The 14,597-nt window shown below is 59.3% G+C and carries 18 protein-coding genes; 13 read left to right on the top strand and 5 right to left on the bottom strand.

Translation table 11 applies throughout. The features are described 5' to 3' along the window. Positions 1-35: 35 nt before the first annotated feature. The gene (locus tag Q1K31_RS12635) at positions 36-1,043 is read right to left on the bottom strand and encodes an FAD-dependent oxidoreductase (protein WP_300380094.1); all 1,008 of its coding nucleotides are present in this window, start codon (positions 1,041-1,043) and stop codon (positions 36-38) included. 122 nt (positions 1,044-1,165) lie between these two features. Here Q1K31_RS12635 and Q1K31_RS12630 point away from each other — a divergent pair, with 122 nt between their 5' ends. Continuing rightward, on the top strand, positions 1,166-1,345 hold the full coding sequence (locus tag Q1K31_RS12630; RefSeq protein WP_300380091.1) for a DUF2256 domain-containing protein: 180 nt from the start codon (positions 1,166-1,168) through the stop codon (positions 1,343-1,345). Positions 1,346-1,545: 200 nt separating this feature from the next. Beyond that, positions 1,546-1,740 carry a hypothetical protein gene (locus Q1K31_RS12625; RefSeq protein ID WP_300380087.1) on the top strand — a complete coding sequence of 65 codons (195 nt, stop codon included), beginning with the start codon at positions 1,546-1,548 and terminating at the stop codon, positions 1,738-1,740. An 89-nt stretch (positions 1,741-1,829) separates the two neighbouring features. On the opposite strand, the gene Q1K31_RS12620 is transcribed toward Q1K31_RS12625, so the two are convergent. Further along, the gene (locus tag Q1K31_RS12620; RefSeq protein WP_300380084.1) at positions 1,830-2,345 is read right to left on the bottom strand and encodes a histidine phosphatase family protein; all 516 of its coding nucleotides are present in this window, start codon (positions 2,343-2,345) and stop codon (positions 1,830-1,832) included. 122 nt (positions 2,346-2,467) lie between these two features. Between Q1K31_RS12620 and Q1K31_RS12615 the strand changes: the two genes are divergently transcribed. Beyond that, on the top strand, positions 2,468-3,103 hold the full coding sequence (locus tag Q1K31_RS12615; protein WP_300380081.1) for a peroxiredoxin: 636 nt from the start codon (positions 2,468-2,470) through the stop codon (positions 3,101-3,103). Positions 3,104-3,418: 315 nt separating this feature from the next. Here the strand turns inward: Q1K31_RS12615 and Q1K31_RS12610 are convergent, their stop codons facing one another. Further along, positions 3,419-4,303, bottom strand: coding sequence for a branched-chain amino acid aminotransferase (locus tag Q1K31_RS12610; RefSeq protein WP_300380079.1), 885 nt, complete (start codon positions 4,301-4,303; stop codon positions 3,419-3,421). Positions 4,304-4,356: 53 nt separating this feature from the next. Here Q1K31_RS12610 and Q1K31_RS12605 point away from each other — a divergent pair, with 53 nt between their 5' ends. Genes Q1K31_RS12605 through Q1K31_RS12595 form a run of 3 tightly spaced genes read left to right on the top strand, consistent with a single transcriptional unit; the run spans position 4,357 to position 6,827 of the window. Continuing rightward, the gene (locus Q1K31_RS12605) at positions 4,357-4,833 is read left to right on the top strand and encodes a hypothetical protein (protein WP_300380077.1); all 477 of its coding nucleotides are present in this window, start codon (positions 4,357-4,359) and stop codon (positions 4,831-4,833) included. After that, complete coding sequence (locus Q1K31_RS12600; protein ID WP_300380074.1) at positions 4,830-5,507, top strand: response regulator transcription factor; 678 nt, start codon at positions 4,830-4,832, stop codon at positions 5,505-5,507. Before Q1K31_RS12605 ends, Q1K31_RS12600 begins: the two co-directional genes overlap by 4 nt. Before the next feature lie 6 nt (positions 5,508-5,513). Next, the gene (locus Q1K31_RS12595; RefSeq protein ID WP_300380072.1) at positions 5,514-6,827 is read left to right on the top strand and encodes an ATP-binding protein; all 1,314 of its coding nucleotides are present in this window, start codon (positions 5,514-5,516) and stop codon (positions 6,825-6,827) included. On the opposite strand, the gene Q1K31_RS12590 is transcribed toward Q1K31_RS12595, so the two are convergent. Then, positions 6,824-7,864, bottom strand: a complete 1,041-nt coding sequence (locus Q1K31_RS12590; RefSeq protein WP_300380070.1) for an SAM-dependent methyltransferase — start codon at positions 7,862-7,864, stop codon at positions 6,824-6,826. The two genes, Q1K31_RS12595 and Q1K31_RS12590, sit on opposite strands and share 4 nt — an antisense overlap. Continuing rightward, positions 7,861-8,796: a prolipoprotein diacylglyceryl transferase gene (gene lgt, locus Q1K31_RS12585; RefSeq protein WP_300380067.1), complete on the bottom strand. Its 936-nt coding sequence runs from the start codon at positions 8,794-8,796 to the stop codon at positions 7,861-7,863. The genes Q1K31_RS12590 and lgt overlap by 4 nt, the downstream gene beginning before the upstream one ends. Before the next feature lie 87 nt (positions 8,797-8,883). Here lgt and Q1K31_RS12580 point away from each other — a divergent pair, with 87 nt between their 5' ends. The 7 genes from Q1K31_RS12580 to Q1K31_RS12550 all read left to right on the top strand — a co-directional run bounded on the left by Q1K31_RS12580 (position 8,884) and on the right by Q1K31_RS12550 (position 14,566). Continuing rightward, positions 8,884-9,129, top strand: a complete 246-nt coding sequence (locus Q1K31_RS12580; protein WP_300380064.1) for an accessory factor UbiK family protein — start codon at positions 8,884-8,886, stop codon at positions 9,127-9,129. Between the two features lie 191 nt (positions 9,130-9,320). Further along, positions 9,321-9,824, top strand: a complete 504-nt coding sequence (locus Q1K31_RS12575; protein WP_300380061.1) for a YbjN domain-containing protein — start codon at positions 9,321-9,323, stop codon at positions 9,822-9,824. Continuing rightward, positions 9,811-10,617, top strand: a complete 807-nt coding sequence (proC, locus tag Q1K31_RS12570) for a pyrroline-5-carboxylate reductase (protein WP_300380058.1) — start codon at positions 9,811-9,813, stop codon at positions 10,615-10,617. Before Q1K31_RS12575 ends, proC begins: the two co-directional genes overlap by 14 nt. A 6-nt stretch (positions 10,618-10,623) precedes the next feature. Continuing rightward, complete coding sequence (locus tag Q1K31_RS12565) at positions 10,624-11,262, top strand: TetR family transcriptional regulator (protein ID WP_300380056.1); 639 nt, start codon at positions 10,624-10,626, stop codon at positions 11,260-11,262. A 14-nt stretch (positions 11,263-11,276) separates the two neighbouring features. Further along, positions 11,277-12,056: a peptidoglycan editing factor PgeF gene (gene pgeF / locus Q1K31_RS12560; protein ID WP_300380053.1), complete on the top strand. Its 780-nt coding sequence runs from the start codon at positions 11,277-11,279 to the stop codon at positions 12,054-12,056. Positions 12,057-12,077: 21 nt separating this feature from the next. Beyond that, on the top strand, positions 12,078-13,541 hold the full coding sequence (locus Q1K31_RS12555) for a hypothetical protein (RefSeq protein WP_300380050.1): 1,464 nt from the start codon (positions 12,078-12,080) through the stop codon (positions 13,539-13,541). A 92-nt stretch (positions 13,542-13,633) separates the two neighbouring features. Further along, a complete protein-coding gene (locus Q1K31_RS12550; protein WP_300380047.1) occupies positions 13,634-14,566 on the top strand; it encodes a ribose-phosphate pyrophosphokinase in 933 nt (310 codons plus the stop codon). The last annotated feature ends 31 nt before the right edge of the window (positions 14,567-14,597 follow it).

Genomic DNA, 14,597 nt, shown 5'->3' with positions numbered 1-14,597 from the left:
GAAGAAATTGTAATTCGGACTTAATTTCAAGTTACTTATACAATCCTGACTAGAAATTTTCCGCAGGCGCGCCCGCTCAACCAGGCAGCCTCCACACGGGGGCCGGAACGCCAGTCTCCAACCGCAGCAATTCCCGTCTGCGGATCCCAGCCATATAGGGTCTCAGCCGCCTGTTCGACCTTAGCGTAAAGCCAGCGGTGTGCGCTCACATGCACAGGGCCTGCCCGCATGCCGGACATATCAAGGAATTCATGGCTCAACCTGTCGGCAACATCCTCCCTGCTCATACCGGTATGGGCCCGGCTCCAGTCAGTGCTGGCATGTAAGACCCAGCTTTCGTGACTACCACGATCCGGCTTTGACTGATTCCGCGCAGCCCAGCTTATCGCGTTACCGGATACTCTTGCCGCATCCCAGTTGACGGGAACGGCAGCCCCGAATGCCAGCATCACCGCCCAGCATGGTGCCGAATGTGCCGCAGCTGCTTCTCCGGCCAGCCGGTCGCTTGTCCCGATAAGCAGCTCAGCAGCCTGCTCAGCAGGTACAGCACTGATCACATGCTCGAATGGACCTTCTTCTGAACCATCTTCAAATATCAGGAACTTCCCCTCTGCTCCGCATTTAATCTCCGAGACCCGCCGGCCCCATTCGACATCGAGGCTGCCGGCCAACGCCTTGATCACGCTGTTCATGGCGGGTGTTCCGACAAAAAGGGCCTTTTCCTCAGGATTTGATGGCTGCACGCCGAGGGTCCAGCCGTCCCGCCCCCGGCGTATATCGGCCAGTCTTGGCCGCCAGCGCGTGACGGCGCCAGCTGCCCGCAGGCGCGCAATTTCATCCTGAAAAGCATCCGAGTGTGCAGTAAAATACTGCGCGCCATGGTCCCACCGGATTTCGCCAAGCGGCGTCTGAGCCCGGCGCGTGGACAATCGGCCGCCAGGGCCACGGCCCTTATCGAACACTCTAATCTTTCGCCCGGCGCTTTTCATCTCCGCCGCAGTACTGAGCCCCGCGATACCAGCGCCAATGATTGCCGTGGTCATGTTTTATACCCGCCTCGATCTCTCATGAACGAAGAAACTAGCCCGGCCCAGGGAATGACAAGAGCGCATCTGGCCAGGATCTACTGTCACGCTAGCTCACCCAGACAAACGTGGAGACGCATATGGCACGCAGAGGTTCGGGACATACCGCCAAGAGTGCGGGAAAGCGCGGAAAAGGACATCTACCCGTGAAAACCTGCGCGCAGTGCGGGCGCCCGTTTGCATGGCGCAAGAAATGGAAGGCGGTCTGGGACGAGGTGCGATTCTGCTCCGAACGGTGCCGGCGCAGGTTTCCCGACTAGCCGGAGGCTAGGAAATATCGAAAAACAATATAGAAAGCACTTTGATTTACATCAGATTTGTTGTTTTTCAAAAATTCATTATTGATTTTCGATAATACTTGATCTATATCATATTCATCGACGCCGCAGATACCGAGGCGCCGACAGACTGAAACAGACCGGCATCAAGACCGGAAACTTGCAACGAAGGAGAAACAATAATGACACTGCTCACCTCCCAGAGCTCAACAGCTTCCGAGAATGGCTTTCACGCCTTTACGCTCGCCTGCAACGAAGGCCCATCGGCCTCTCCAATGATGGCTGGCACACCGGAGAGTAACGACACGCTCGCGTGGAAACCGAGCCTTCTGGTCCAGCGCCGCCGCAGGCACAACCGGCGCTCCGTGCGCCACTAGCCGGAACCGGGGCGACAGGGCAAATGATGCGCCTGCCCGGTCAGCCCTGACCAACCGCCCTGCCCCGCCCGGCAGGGCGGTTATTCATGTCAGACGAGATTTTTTGGCTTGAGAAAATCGATCAGCTTGAAGAGCACGGGAACATAATCGCCTTCGTCTTCACGCTCGAACAGCGCAGCGGCACAGGTTGGCATCTTCGCTGCCAGGCGCATGGCTGCACTGTGATTTTCCGTTCCCGCCTGCCGCAGTATGGTTCCGGAAAGTTCGTGCAGCCCAGGATTGTGCCCGATGATCATGAGGGTGCGGGCATCACTGGCATGTTCGGCTATCAGATCTTCAATGCCGGTAATGCTGGCGAGATACAGGTCATCGGTCACGATGCGCTTGCAGTCCGGGAAAGCCAGCGTCAGGTGCTGCCAGGTCTCACGCGTGCGCCGGGCACTGGAAACGAGCGCCACATCCGGCACCCAGTCCTGCTGTTGCAGGGCCACGGCCATGGCTTCAGCGTCGCCATGTCCACGCGGGGTCAGCTTGCGGTCGCGGTCGGTTAGCCCTTCATTCCAGGGCTCCGTCTTGGCGTGGCGCATCAGGATAAGTCGTTTCATGCGTATGAGAGTGCCTTTTGACGCTTAGTAAAATTAAACAACGGAGTAAGTCCGTAAAGCTTGTTGGCTTGCACCAGCCAGACCATCTTCCATCCCAGACAAAGCAATGACTGGAGACTTCCATGAGCCTTCTGCTAGGCGATACTGCCCCTGATTTTGAAGCGGAAACAACCCAGGGCAAGATCAATTTCCACGACTGGATCGGTGACGACTGGGCGGTGTTCTTCTCACACCCGGCAGATTTCACACCGGTCTGCACCACAGAACTCGGGTATACGGCAAAGCTGAAGGATGAGCTGGCCAAGCGCAACGCGAAAGCCATCGTCATTTCCGCCGACAGCCTCGAAGATCATAATAAGTGGGTCGGTGATATTGAAGAGACCCAGGGCTGTGCCGTCAATTTCCCGATGATCGCGGACCCGGACAAGAAGATTGCGACGCTCTACAACATGATCCATCCCAATGCGGATGCGAAAGTGACTGTGCGTGCCGTCTATGTGATCGACCCGAACAAGAAGATTCGCGCCTCGATCGTCTATCCGCCGAGTGCCGGGCGTAACTTCAATGAGATCCTGCGCCTCATCGACTCGCTTCAGCTGACCGATGGCTACAAGGTGGCAACCCCGGTGAACTGGGAACAGGGTGAAGATGTGATCATTGTGCCGAGCGTCTCGGATGAAGATGCCGACAAGTTGTTCCCCAAAGGTTACAAGACGCTGAAACCCTATCTGCGCACGACGCCGCAGCCGGATAAGTAAAGACAGCCCAGCCAGAAAAATGAAAACCGCGCCGAAACCCGGCGCGGTTTTTTTTATTGCAGGTCCTTCTAGCCTATCTCGAAGACAGCAACCACATCAGCTTCTGGCTACTACTGAGCTTGCGGCGTTTCAGGCCGAACTTTTTGCGCAGGGACTGAGGCTGCTCATAGATTGAGCGAAGCGTTCTCAGCCGCTTCAAAGCCTTCTGGCTTCTGGATTTCTTTCCCTTCAAAGCGATGACACACCTCTCTGGATATGCACGCCTTATAACACAGAACCGGTCTTATCCGAAGGCCGGGCCGTGCCGAACACCGCTTAGGCCGGCATCTTGATCTTGCCATTCACAAGATCGGAGTAATCCGTCACCAGTGCCTCGGTCACTTCTCCCGGCGTATAGGTCACGTCCCCGATAGAACGGACCGGGGTCAGCTCAGCAGCAGTGCCCGTGATGAAGCATTCCGAGAAATTCGGCAGCTCTTCCGGCATGATCGTGCGCTCGATGATTTCGATGCCGCGTGCCTTGGCGAGCTTGATGGCCGTCTGACGTGTGATGCCGTTCAGGAAACAGTCCGGCGTCGGTGTATGCAGGGCACCATCCTGCAGGAAGAAGATGTTCGCGCCTGTCGCTTCAGCAACATGGCCGCGCCAGTCGAGCATCAGCGCGTCGGCATAGCCCTCACGCTCGGCCGCGTGCTTCGAGAGCGTGCAGATCATGTAGAGACCAGCCGCTTTCGCATCACAGGGGGCTGTCATCGGATCAGGCCGGCGCCACTTTGAGTGGGTCAGCGCGATCCCCTTCATCTTGTCCTTGAAATAGTCACCCCAGTGCCAGACCGCGATCGCCAGATGAATCCGGTTCTCCTGTGCCGAAACACCCATCATCTCGCTGCCACGCCAGGCAAAGGCACGTATGTAAGCGTTCTCGAGGCCGGACTTGGCAAGCGCTTCGGCCTTTGCCTCCTCAAGCTGGTCGACCGTACCCGGCACGCTGAAATCGAGAATTTCGGCAGACTTGTGCAGGCGCTCTGAATGACGGCGTGATTCGAAAATATGGCCGTTATAGGCACGCTCGCCTTCGAAAACGGACGAGGCATAGTGCAGCCCATGGGTCAGGACATGAATGTTGGCCTCACGCCACGGGACGAAATGCCCATCCATCCAGATGTATCCGTCGCGGTCATGATACGGGATGGAAGTCATTTTTGTATGTCCTTGCTTGAACTTCTGCCGGAAAACCGCTCCATTCTCAGATTGTGGCATCCGAAGTCAACCAGAAGCCGGGCGAAACGGGGCGGGTAGACCCGCGACTGTTCCTTCGAGAGGAGGAGCTGGACAATGGTATTGCGCTTTTACTGGCGAGTGAACGGGCAGTTTCAGCGGCGCTTCGCCGCAACCAGGACAGGACCGGTCTCAACATGCCAAGCCTCCGCCTGATGATCACGATCCGCTTCCAGCCAGGGCTGACCGTAAGCGAATTGCGGGACCTGACGGGCGCAACCACGCCAACGCTGGCACGCCTGCTTGGCGAGCTCGACAAACTGCACCTCATCAACAAGCAGCCCGGCGGACGTGACGCCCGCCGGCGGCGGCTCTCGCTGTCGGATGAAGGCGAAGAACTGCTCACACCCGTGATTTCCGATCTGCGCGCCGGTTTGCGTGAGGCGTATCGTGAAGCCGGGGCAAGTGCTGTCGCCGGGACACGCTCGGTCCTCGAGGCACTGACACGATGAGCGAACCGCAACACATCCTGGTTGTCGATGACGATGACCGTATCCGCACGCTTCTGAAACAGTATCTCGACAGGCAGGGCTATCGCGTCACCGTCGCTACGGGTCCTGCCAATGCGCGTAAACTGCTTGCCACGTTCGATTTCGATCTCGGCATATTCGACATCATGATGCCGGGCGAGTCCGGTCTGGAACTGCTTGAGTCCATTCGCGATGGCGGGGTGAAAACTCCTGTCCTCCTGCTTACGGCGCGGGGCGAAACCGCTGACAGGATCGAGGGGCTGAAAGCCGGGGCCGACGACTACCTGCCCAAGCCGTTCGAGCCGGAGGAACTGGCCCTGCGCATCAGCGCCATTTTGCGGCGCACGCATGTCGAGCCCATTCCCGACGAGATCGAGATGTCCGGCATGGTGTTCAATTCCCGCCGCCGCGAACTGACCGAAGGCGACCAGCGGATCAAGCTGACCGAGGCGGAACTGCAATTGCTGGCCATGCTGGCCGCACGGGCCGGGGAGGCCGTCAGCCGCGAGGAACTCGCCGCGCAATCCTCCGGCGCGACAGAGCGCTCAATCGATGTGCAGGTGACGCGCCTGCGCCGCAAGATCGAGCCGGACCCGAAGATGCCGCTTCACATCCAGACGGTGCGCGGCGTCGGCTACAAGCTGATGCCGGACTGACCTGTCATGCCGAAACGTTTCCCCCTCCGCCTGAGAGACATCACGCCCCGGGGCCTTTATCCGCGCTCGGTGCTGATGGTCGTCCTGCCGGTTATCCTGCTGCTCTCGGCAGTGACCTATATTTTCTATGACAGCCACTGGCGCCACACCTCGCGCAAGCTCAGCCAGACCATGGCCAGCGAAATCGAGTTCATGGTCAGCCTCCGCCAGCAATATCCGGGCGAGTTTACCGCCCTCAGCCGGGAAGCCAGCGAAGCAATGTCGCTGGATGTGACCGTGATCGAGGAGGCGACACTGCCAACAGAGCAGAAACAGCTCTTTTTCACGGCCCTGGACGAAATTCTCACACGGGAACTTGATGTCGCGCTCGACCAGCCTTTCTGGTTCGACCTCTCAGGCTATGGAGAAACCGTCGAGATACAGGTCCAGGATGGCGACGACATCCTGCGTTTCATGGCCGAACGGGACCGGACCTTCTCGACCACGGGCCACATTTTTATCGTCTGGGTGATTGGCGCGACCGGCATTCTCATCGCGCTGGCGCTTGGCTTCCTGCGCAACCAGGTCCGCTCCATGCTGAAGCTGACAGAGGCGGCCAAGGCCTATGGACGCGGGCGGGACCTGCCGAACTATCGCCCGTCCGGGGCAACCGAGATACGCGATGCTGCCCGCGCCGTGATGGAGATGCGCACACGCCTGACGACCTTTGCCGAGGAGCGCACCACAATGCTCGCAGGCATCAGCCATGACCTGCGTACGCCACTGACACGGCTCAAGCTACAGCTTGCCATGATGGAAGAGACAGACGAAATCCGCGCTGCACGGGCAGACCTGAAAGAGATGTCGGCAATGCTGGAAGAGTACCTCGCCTTTGCAAGCGGCAAGGAGGGCGAGCAGCCTGCAGCCTTCCGCTTCGACACGCTGGTCAACGAAATTGCCAGCGAGCTTGAAGGAGATGTCACGCTGCGCCGGACTGATCCTGTCTCCATCATTGCCCGTCGCGGCCTTATACGCCGGGCGGTGTCCAATATCCTCTCCAATGCGCTCGGCTATGGCACGAAGGTGGAAGCGGAAGTCATTGACGGGCCGCACATGGCGGAACTGGTCGTCGATGATGACGGGCCGGGCATCCCCGAAGCCCGCCGCGAAGAAGCCTTCCGGCCCTTCCACCGCCTTGATGCCGCGCGCAACCAGAATGTGCCCGGCACCGGGCTCGGCCTCTCTGTGGCAAGGGATACCGCGCGCCAGCATGGCGGCGACATCAGGCTGGAAGACAGCCCGCTTGGTGGCTTGCGGGTCAGGCTCAGACTGCCGAGTTAGAAGCCGGCAGGCGCAGGCAGGCCCGGCGCGCTTAGGCAGATCACCTTGAAGCGCCTTCCCATTTCTGCCGGATCGACAAGCCGGCGCACACCATCATGGATGGCCTCTGCCCGGTCCGGATTGGCCTTGATGAGCGCCTGCATGCGCGCCTCTGCCCCAAGCGACATCAGAAAAGCCCCCTGCTCAACAGGGCCAGCCACGCCAAGCCCCGCCTTTCCGGCCAACCGGGCCAGCCGTCCGAAATCGACATCCACGGTCAGGTCGCTCACGCCCGGCATGGCCAGCGGATCGACCTGTTCGCCCTTGTAGAAGGCACGCAACGTGTCGCCCGGCACATGGTTGACCGGGCCATAGTCGATAAAGAGCGCACGTCCCGGAACCGCCTCGAAGGCATCTTTCAGGACATCGACAAGCGTTTCCAGGGCCGGCTGGATCTCTGCTGCCTCCTCGCCTGCCCCGGACGGTGCATCACTGGCTTTATCCGCTGCCAGTCCGAACGCCAGTTCTCCGGCCTCATCAAGCCCGACAACCTTTTCGTGCCAGTCAGCTTGTCCTTTCAGGAACTGCCGTGCTGGCAGGCAGTCCAGCCATTCATTGGCGATCAGGATGAACGGCGCATCACCCAGGCTCTGGAAGGCCCCCAGAAAATCCGGATGGAAGGCTGAAAGGGCCTGCTTCTGTTGTTCGGCATGTACCGGGCTGGCCTCACTCATCGCCACGCTCAGCGCTTCGCCGCCGCGTGCACGCCCAACAGCGCGCAGCATGTCGGCCATCATGGCGCCGCGTCCCCCGCCAATTTCCACAAGACGTGAAGGCGCAGGCGCCCCCATGGCCTGCCATTCATGCAAGGCCCACAGTCCGAGAAGTTCACCGAAGACCTGGCTGATCTCAGGCGCTGTGATGAAGTCCCGCCCGATACCCGGTCGGGTGGCATAATAGCCGTGTTTCGGGTCATGCAGGCAGGCATTCATGTAAGCCGAGACAGGCAGCGGCCCACCCGCTTCGATGAGGGCTTTGAGGTCGTCCTTGAGGCTCACACCGATGCCTGCTCCGGCGGTTTGCGCAGCGCGTTCCAGATCAGGAAGGCCCCGCCCAGCCACATGGGAAGCGACAGGAGCTGCCCCATAGTCAGCCAGTCCGGCATGACCCCCCACGTAAACCGGTCGGGCTCGCGGAACTGTTCGGAGATCGACCGTCCGATACCGTAGAGCACGAGGAACATTCCGGCCGCGAGGCCCTTGCGCTTGAGCAGGCCGAACCGCCAGACCAGAACGGAAATGATGATGGCCGGCAGGAGACCTTCAAGAAAGGCCTCGTAGAGCTGGCTCGGATGGCGGGCGACTTCCGCACCGGTATAGACCCATTCATTCGCCTGCCAGTCATAGGCAGGCGGGGTACCGCCAGCATTGCCCTGCGGGAAAACCATGCCGACAGGCGCATCGGTCGGCCGGCCATAGAGTTCGGCATTGATGAAGTTCGCACAGCGGCCGAGGAACAGCCCGATCGGCGTGACGACACCTGCAATGTCGGCAATTGGCATCAGCTTGATACCGCGCGCTTTCGCGACGAGCAGGATAGCGATGGCGACCCCGAGCAAGCCGCCATGAAACGACATTCCGCCTTCCCAGATGCGCAACAGGCCCCATGGGTCGCGCTGGACGCTCTCGAACTGGAACGGAAGCTGGTAGAACAGGATATAGCCGATCCGTCCGCCCAGGATCACGCCGAGGGTGACATAGAAAAGCAGGTCGTCGATATCATCGCGTGTGGCCGGGCTCTTGCCGCCCCACAGGGCGGGACGTTGGACCATGGCGAGCGCATAGCGCCAACCAATCACAAGCCCGCCAATATAGGCCAGCGCATACCAGCGGATCGGGAAACTGCCGAGACCTAGAAAGCCGAGATCCAGCTCGAACAGGGCCGGACTCATCTCCGGAAAACTGAGCGCGGCGGTCATGAGTGTATGCATGCGGCGTCTTTCCCCTGTCTGCCACCCGGCCTATCTGCTAGAAACCCGCCTAGCCAGTCATGACACAAGCGGCAAGGAGTAAACCGCATGGCCAGTTCGAATTCACGCCTTGATGACCTCGCCGGCCTGATGACCGGTGCCATGGGGGCCGCCCGCGCCGCCGGGGATGAAGCGCGTACCGCCATGCAGGCGCGTGTCCGATCCATGATCGCCGATATGGATCTTGCCGAACGCGATGAGGTCGAGGCGATCCGGGAGATTGCAGTCAAGGCGCTGGAACGCGTCGAGGATCTCGAAAAACGCATAGAAGTACTGGAAGGCAAAAAGGCCTGAACCAACCAGTAATCGCAATAATTTGACCCGGCTGAACTGCACACAGCAATTGCAGTCTGGCACGCCCCGTGCAACCCAGCCACGGGGTGCTTCCACAACCCTTGGACGAGGTGCGGTTGCAGGCCACCCTGCCCGTGATACCGTTTCGTCCAGTGGTGTTCCCGCCACGCTGATTCGGAGGACCAAGCCTCATGAGCCTCAACCTCGAATATTCACAGGATACCCTGTCTGACCCGCTCGATCTCGTCGAAGCCTGCCTGGAAAATGCCGGCTGGGAGCATCAGCGCGATGACGATACCGCCATTCAGTGCATCGCCCAGAGCCGCTGGGGTGAAATGGGAGCCCTTTTCGCCTCCCGCCGCGAACCTCCGGCCCTGCACTTCACGCTGACGCTCGACCTGAAACCGACTTCAGCCCGCAAGCAGGCGATCGCAAAACTCGTCCTGATGGCGAATGAGCGCCTCTGGCTCGGCCACTTCGATTACTGGATGGATGACAATATCATTCTCTTCCGCCACACCCTGCCCATGCTCGACCGGCTGGAGCCGGATCCGGGCGAGATCCGTGCCGTACTGGCCGCGGCGACAGATGCGGCGAACATGTTCGTACCTGCCTTCAACTTCGTGATCTGGGCTGGAAAGACGCCGGAAGAGGCTATCGACGCAGCCCTGTTCGAGACCGATGGCGAAGCCTGAGCCGGGCATAACACTCATCGGCGGCGGCCGGATGGGTTCAGCGCTTGCAGGCGGCTGGATTGCGTCGGGTTATGACGGGCCGATCTCAATCCACGATCCCAACCCCTCGGACCAGCTGAAAAGCTGGGAAACCGATAGCAAGATCAGCGTCAATCCGGACGCCACGCCCGCTGCGACCCTGATCGTCGCAGTAAAGCCGCAGATTTTTCCGAAGATCATAGATGACATCCGCCCGCATGTCGGCCCGGACACGCTCGTCCTGTCGATCATGGCCGGCATCACACTTGACGGACTGGCCGGGCAGCTGGGTACAAAACGGGTCGCCCGCGCGATGCCGAACACGCCCGGCCTTGTCGGCAAGGGCATGACCCTGCTCTGCCTTCCGAAAAATGCGTCAGCTGATGACGGGGCCTATCTGAAAGACCTTCTGACCCCGCTTGGTGATGTCGAAGGGCCGATCGGCGAAGACCAGATTTCAGCCGCCACGGCGATTTCGGGCTGCGGTCCGGCCTACGCCTTCCTGCTGGCCGAAGTCATGGCCGCGGCTGGCAGGGCACATGGGCTGGACGAAGCCATGGCGCTGAGGCTGGCGAAGAAAACTGTCGAAGGCGCAGGTGCCCTGATGATCGACGCGGATGAGCCCCCGTCGAAACTGCGCGAGAACGTGACATCCCCGGGCGGGGTCACAAAGGCCGCGCTCGATGTCTTGATGCGCGAAGGCGCGATGCCATCTCTCATGGAAGAGGCTGTCGGGGCAGCGATCAAACGTGATCGCGAACTCTCCGGAGACTGAGACACCATGGGCGACCATAGCAAGACCATCATGAAACAGGGCGTCGAGGCCGCACTGAGGCTTGCCGCTGAAACCGGCTGGAACGAGCTGACCCTGTCAGCCATCGCGGAAAAAGCGGGGCTATCGCTGGAAGACTTTCACGGTGTGGCCAGCAAGGACACGATCGCGGACGCCGTCGAGGGCTATTTTGACAAGGCGATGAGCGAAGGCTCGTTCGATGCGGATGAAACACCGCGCACACGCCTGTTCGATGTCATCATGATGCGGTTTGAGGCGATGGAAGCCCACCGTGACGCGCTGGTCTCCCTGATGAAATGGCGCCAGACACAGCCTGTGCGGTTGCTTAATCTCGTCACCGCGCGTCAGGCCTCTGCCGAGTGGGCGCTCGTCTGTGCCGGGCTCGATACGTCCGAAGGCCTGCCCAAACCCGTCAAATCGACCGCCATCGCCTGGGCCATCGCGCAAGCCGAACGCGCCTGGCGCAAGGAAGATTCCGCTGATCTTTCACGCACCATGGCCAGGCTCGACGGCGAGTTGCGCAAGATGGAAGAGCGCGCCAGTTGGATTACCGGACGACGCAACAAGACCAGGCCGCAAGAGCCGTCTGGCGACGCCGAGACTACAACAGAACATCAGCCAAGCTAGGCGCACTTCGGACAATGGCCATTATCCCGCACACGCTCGCGCCCCGCATTGCCGGTATGAACGGTATTCGTCACGGCTTCTTCGGCCGTCAGGGCGGCACTTCCGAAGGCATCTATGACAGTCTGAACCTCGGCCTCGGCTCGGACGACAAACCGAAAGCGGTCATGCGCAATCGCCGCCTTGTCGCCGACACGATCGGCGCTAGCGAGGTCGATCATCTGCTCTCCTGCCATCAGGTCCATTCAGACCTCGCGATCATGGCGACGCTGCCCTGGGGCGCTGACCGCCCACAGGCCGATGGCATGGTAACGAACCTGCCTGGCATCGCCCTGTGTATCCTGACGGCTGATTGCGTGCCGGTGCTGTTCGCAGACCGCAAGGCCGGCGTAATCGGTGCCTGCCATGCCGGCTGGAAGGGGGCACTCGGAGGCATCTGCGAAGCCACGATAGAAAAGATGGAAGCCGCTGGTGCGCAGCGGAAGGACATCCACGCCGCCATCGGCCCCTGCATCGGCCAGGAAAGCTACGAGGTCGGCCCGGAATTCCGTCAGGAATTCCTGGACAAGGCCCCATGGAGCGCCAACCTCTTCCATCCCGGTGAGGGCGACCGCTTCCATTTCAACATCTCCACCTTCGTGAAGAACCGGCTGGTAAAGGCAAAGCTGGCCTGGGTCGATGTCATCGAGCATGATACCTGCGCCATGGAGGACATGTACTTCTCCAACCGCCGCCGTAACCAGCTTGGCGAAGCAGACTATGGCCGTCAGGGCTCGGTGATCATGCTTGAGGGGTAAGAGGGGGTAGAGACAATGAGGATGTCCACTCTTGCTGGTCGCATGCGCATTGATTTTGCTCGTGTCATGAGAAAATGCTCTAGAGCAGGGCTAACGACGTTCCTCATTCTATCTTTGGCCATCACTCCAGGCGCTAACGGCCAAGACTCTATAGAAAATGAAAGCCCTATTTCATTACGCTTTGAGTCCCCCCAGCTTGAGGCATTCAGTGGTGTCAGCATCCTCATTTATGAGGCAGTTCGCAGCGGACGGTTTGATCGTATCGAAGTAACTTTCCACAGGGTTAGCATCTCCGATCTCGATAACAATCTCGTTCAAAAAACCTCTTATGTCCTACGCACGGTCGATAACTTCGAAGTCTGTGCAAGCACAGCGCTTCCTGAGCATGGCCATATCGGTTCATTCCGCGTTACCCCAGACACGCAACCCATTCTGTTCCAGCCCAAAAGATTTGATCACCAACTTGTCGCAGGTCATTGCGTTATCGCCTATCCTGCAGATGAATTGGGAGCCAATCATGTTGTCACAGCAGAGTCCCAATGGTCACTGAGTGTGGAAGAAACCCCGAGCGCTACACCTCTCATCTCAGATGGGGAGAAAGATGATATCTGGCAGCTGACAGGGAATGCGCGGCCACCGCAATTCGACCTATGGAACCTCGAAGGCTCCAAAAAGCGTCAGGACGATGTCAGCGATATCGCTCTGATCAGGGCCATTAAAGCCGGTGGTGAAATGCAAAGGGCAGCTCTAAGCTTAATAGAAGGTAGACTGAAGACGCGGTTTCAAAAAAGCCCCGACGGACGGCCGGAAAGGTACATCGAGCGAACGCCTCCAACTCCTGAGACTGTGGTGAGGGAAATCTTCGAGTCAGAAATACTGCTCAAGACAGACGATCAACGTCGTGCGCTGGCCTTGCGGGCACTCTTTGCAGCGGGCAATACCGACCAGAGCGCTGCAGTTATGAGCCAAGTCGTCGAGATGCTCGGCCGCCGGTCTACCAAGAGGTTAGAAAGTGCCGAGCGCGCGTTTCATCGGAGCACAAATTCCATGTTGAAAGATGAGTTTTTCGACACCAGTGAGGGCGAACCGCTCTATAAGAACGTGGGCTTTTTCCAACTAGCCAGCCAGCTAGCCCTCCTTTATGGAGGCGACGCTGCCGCTAAGCTGGCCAACAGTTACCAAGACTGGCTCCGCTCACAGCTTCTGAACCAATTGATGGTTGATACCGACATAGTGCGGGTGGCCACCTATGGAGACGGAAGAACCGAGCTTGTCGACGCGCTGATCAATAAAGCAAATCAGAAAGGCGGCGCACCTGGGCCCATTCAAGCGCGCGCCGAACTTCTCATATCAAGCGGACCACAACGATCAGCTAAGCTGCAGGCCCTAGTTGATTCGTCGTGCGAGGGGCCCGGCGGCATGTTTCCCCATGGTGACAGGGATCGTGCTAAAGAGTTCTGCTTGGAGGTTATGAGTACCCACTGAGTTCACCTCCCACCTGCACCCTTCTCCTTGCGACTCGCGCCGCCATGTATAAAACGCGAGGCAGATGGATTAACGGGAAGGGCTGCCCCGCAATGAAACTGATTTCCTGCAACGCAAACAAACCGCTCGCAGAAGCCATTGCAGATCATCTGGACTGCCCCCTCTCGAATGCAGAGATCAAGAACTTCTCAGACAACGAGATTTTCGTGCGCATCAACGAGAATGTGCGCGGGGAGGATGTCTTCGTCATCCAGTCGACCTCGAAGCCGGCAAATGACAATCTCATGGAGCTGCTGATCTGCATCGACGCGCTGGTGCGTGCCTCGGCCAGCCGAATCACTGCCGTCATCCCTTATTATGGCTATGCCCGCCAGGACCGGAAAACCGATGGCCGCACGCCTATTTCGGCGAAGCTCGTGGCCAATCTCATCGCCAAGGCCGGTGCTGACCGCGTACTGACCATGGATCTCCATGCCGGCCAGATACAGGGCTTCTTCGACGTGCCGACCGATAATCTTGTCGCCATGCCCGTCATCGAAAACGATATTCGTATAGCCCATGCCAGCAATGACGTCATGGTGGTGTCGCCGGATGTCGGCGGCGTGGTCCGTGCGCGCAACCTTGCCAACCGGCTGGGGGTCGATCTCGCCATTGTCGACAAGCGCCGCCCGGAAGCCGGCAAGTCCGAAGTGATGAATATTATTGGCGATGTCGACGGCCGCCATTGCATTATGGTCGATGATATCTGCGATTCCGGTGGTACGCTCGTCAATGCGGCTGCTGCGCTGAAGGACAAGGGCGCAAGTGGTGTCAGTGCCTACGTCACCCACGGCGTCCTGTCGAACAATGCGGTCAAGCGGGTCGAAAAGTCGGTGATGGACGAGATCGTCATCTGCGACACGATCCGCCCGAGCGAGGAAGATTTCAAATCGAACGCCCTGCGTGTCCTCTCCGTTGCACCGCTGCTCGGTGAAGCGATCCGCCGCATAGCGAACAATGAGAGTGTTTCGAAGCTGTTCGACTGAAGATTAATCTGGGTTGAGACTTCAGGCCGGA

This window comes from Henriciella sp. (assembly GCF_029936995.1).
Classification (GTDB): Bacteria; Pseudomonadota; Alphaproteobacteria; order Caulobacterales; family Hyphomonadaceae; genus Henriciella.
This window is presented reverse-complemented; position numbering and strand designations above follow the sequence as displayed.

Excerpts from the sequence above, each read along its gene's own strand:
- Q1K31_RS12635 (WP_300380094.1), bottom strand. The coding sequence starts at position 1,043 with ATGACCACGGCAATCATTGGCGCTGGTATCGCGGGGCTCAGTACTGCG.
- lgt (WP_300380067.1), bottom strand. The coding sequence starts at position 8,796 with ATGCATACACTCATGACCGCCGCGCTCAGTTTTCCGGAGATGAGTCCG.
- Q1K31_RS12625 (WP_300380087.1), top strand. The coding sequence starts at position 1,546 with ATGACACTGCTCACCTCCCAGAGCTCAACAGCTTCCGAGAATGGCTTT.
- Q1K31_RS12595 (WP_300380072.1), top strand. The coding sequence starts at position 5,514 with ATGCCGAAACGTTTCCCCCTCCGCCTGAGAGACATCACGCCCCGGGGC.
- Q1K31_RS12565 (WP_300380056.1), top strand. The coding sequence starts at position 10,624 with ATGGGCGACCATAGCAAGACCATCATGAAACAGGGCGTCGAGGCCGCA.
- Q1K31_RS12580 (WP_300380064.1), top strand. The coding sequence starts at position 8,884 with ATGGCCAGTTCGAATTCACGCCTTGATGACCTCGCCGGCCTGATGACC.
- Q1K31_RS12610 (WP_300380079.1), bottom strand. The coding sequence starts at position 4,303 with ATGACTTCCATCCCGTATCATGACCGCGACGGATACATCTGGATGGAT.
- Q1K31_RS12620 (WP_300380084.1), bottom strand. The coding sequence starts at position 2,345 with ATGAAACGACTTATCCTGATGCGCCACGCCAAGACGGAGCCCTGGAAT.
- Q1K31_RS12600 (WP_300380074.1), top strand. The coding sequence starts at position 4,830 with ATGAGCGAACCGCAACACATCCTGGTTGTCGATGACGATGACCGTATC.
- Q1K31_RS12615 (WP_300380081.1), top strand. The coding sequence starts at position 2,468 with ATGAGCCTTCTGCTAGGCGATACTGCCCCTGATTTTGAAGCGGAAACA.
- proC (WP_300380058.1), top strand. The coding sequence starts at position 9,811 with ATGGCGAAGCCTGAGCCGGGCATAACACTCATCGGCGGCGGCCGGATG.
- Q1K31_RS12575 (WP_300380061.1), top strand. The coding sequence starts at position 9,321 with ATGAGCCTCAACCTCGAATATTCACAGGATACCCTGTCTGACCCGCTC.
- Q1K31_RS12550 (WP_300380047.1), top strand. The coding sequence starts at position 13,634 with ATGAAACTGATTTCCTGCAACGCAAACAAACCGCTCGCAGAAGCCATT.
- Q1K31_RS12555 (WP_300380050.1), top strand. The coding sequence starts at position 12,078 with ATGTCCACTCTTGCTGGTCGCATGCGCATTGATTTTGCTCGTGTCATG.
- pgeF (WP_300380053.1), top strand. The coding sequence starts at position 11,277 with ATGGCCATTATCCCGCACACGCTCGCGCCCCGCATTGCCGGTATGAAC.
- Q1K31_RS12630 (WP_300380091.1), top strand. The coding sequence starts at position 1,166 with ATGGCACGCAGAGGTTCGGGACATACCGCCAAGAGTGCGGGAAAGCGC.